Below are 1,954 nucleotides of genomic sequence, written 5' to 3' on the forward strand. Positions count from 1 at the left end.
CGGTGAAGGGGCGCCCGGCAGCCGGGGTCGTACGGGTGCGTCAGTCGGTGAGGTTCACCGAGCGGGCCGAGGACGCGCCGATCTCCTCGGCGATCTCGGTCAGCACCGGCTGCGGGACCGTCTCGTCGACGGTGAGGACGACCAGCGCCTCGCCGCCCTCGGCGGCCCGCGAGACCTGCATGCCCGCGATGTTCAGCCCGGCCTCGCCGAGGATCTTGCCGACCGCGCCCACCACACCGGGACGGTCCTGGTAGCGCAGGACGACCATGTGGTCGGCGAGCGCCAGATCGACGTCGTGCTCGCCGATGGCGACGATCTTCTGGAGGTTCTTCGGGCCGGCCAGCGTGCCGGAGACCGCGACCTCCTGGCCGTCGGAGAGCGTGCCGCGCACGGTGACCACATTGCGGTGGTCGGGCGACTCGGAGCTGGTGGTGAGGCGGACCTCGACACCGCGCTCCTGCGCGAACAGCGGGGCGTTGACGTAGGAGACGGTCTCGTCGACGACGTCCTCGAAGACGCCCTTGAGGGCCGAGAGCTCCAGCACCTTGACGTCGTGCTGGGTGATCTCGCCGTACACCTCGACGTCGAGGCGGGCCGCGACCTCGCCCGCGAGCGCGGTGAAGATCCGGCCGAGCTTCTCGGCGAGCGGCAGACCGGGGCGTACGTCCTCGGCGATGACGCCGCCCTGGACGTTGACCGCGTCCGGGACCAGCTCACCGGCGAGCGCGAGGCGCACGGACTTGGCGACCGCGATGCCCGCCTTCTCCTGCGCCTCGTCGGTGGAGGCGCCGAGGTGCGGGGTGCAGACGACCTGGTCGAACTGGAACAGCGGGGAGTCCGTGCAGGGCTCCTTCGCGTACACATCGAGGCCGGCGCCGGCGACGCGGCCCTCCTTGAGGGCGGAGTACAGCGCCTCCTCGTCGACGATCCCGCCACGCGCGGCGTTGACGATGCGGACCGAGGGCTTCACCTTGTGCAGCGCCTCGTCCCCGATGAGACCGAGGGTCTCGGGGGTCTTGGGCAGGTGCACGGTGATGAAGTCGGCGACCTCCAGCAGCTCGTCCAGGCTGAGGAGCTTGACGCCCATCTGCGCGGCGCGGGCCGGCTGGACGTAGGGGTCGTAGGCGACGATCTTCATGCCGAAGGCCGACATGCGCTGGGCGACCAGGACGCCGATGCGGCCGAGGCCGACGACGCCGAGGACCTTCTCGCTGAGCTCGACCCCGGTGTACTTGGAGCGCTTCCACTCGCCGTTCTTGAGCGCGGTGTTGGCCTGCGGGATGTTCCGGGCGGTGGCCACGAGCAGACCGCAGGCCAGCTCGGCGGCGGTGACGATGTTGGAGGTCGGGGCGTTGACGACCATCACGCCGGCCTTGGTGGCGGCGGAGACGTCGACGTTGTCCAGACCGACGCCCGCGCGGGCCACGACCCGGAGCTTCCCGGCGGCGGCGAGGGCCTCGGCGTCGACCTTGGTGGCGGAGCGCACCAGGATCGCGTCGACGTCGGCGATCGCGGGGAGCAGCTCGGCGCGGTCCGCGCCGTTGCAGTGCCGGATCTCAAAATCCGGACCCAGGGCGTCGACCGTGGCGGGCGACAGCTCTTCAGCGATGAGTACGACAGGTTTCGAGCTCACGTGAGTCCTCACAAGTCCAGTGCGGACGGCCGTCCCGACGGCCGCAGGCGGTGGAGGGGCTAGCCGCGTGGTAGACGCACGACACTGTGGGCCCTGACGCGTGTATGTGTTGAGAAGTGTAGTCATGCGATGGGCCGTGTACTGCGCCCCCGTGGAAGGATCACCCGCACGAGGGTGGACGTGGTGTACACCCGTACGGAACGCCCCTCCGGAACCCCGCTGCGGAGCGGCTCTGCGGTACTGCGGAGCGGGGCCGGGCCCGGGACGACCCGCCCCCCACCCCCACCGCCTAGACCGCGTAGGCCTTAACCCCCGCCAATA

At 70.7% G+C, this 1,954-nt stretch carries 1 protein-coding gene; it reads right to left on the reverse strand.

Going from position 1 to position 1,954, the window contains the following annotated elements:
* Positions 1–40: 40 nt before the first annotated feature.
* Entirely contained in the window at positions 41–1,633 is a 1,593-nt protein-coding gene (gene serA / locus ACFWM7_RS35125) for a phosphoglycerate dehydrogenase (protein WP_383268807.1), read from the reverse strand.
* Between the last annotated feature and the right edge of the window lie 321 nt (positions 1,634–1,954).

Source organism: Streptomyces sp. NPDC058375, from assembly GCF_042723425.1.
Classification (GTDB): domain Bacteria; phylum Actinomycetota; class Actinomycetes; order Streptomycetales; family Streptomycetaceae; genus Streptomyces; species Streptomyces durocortorensis.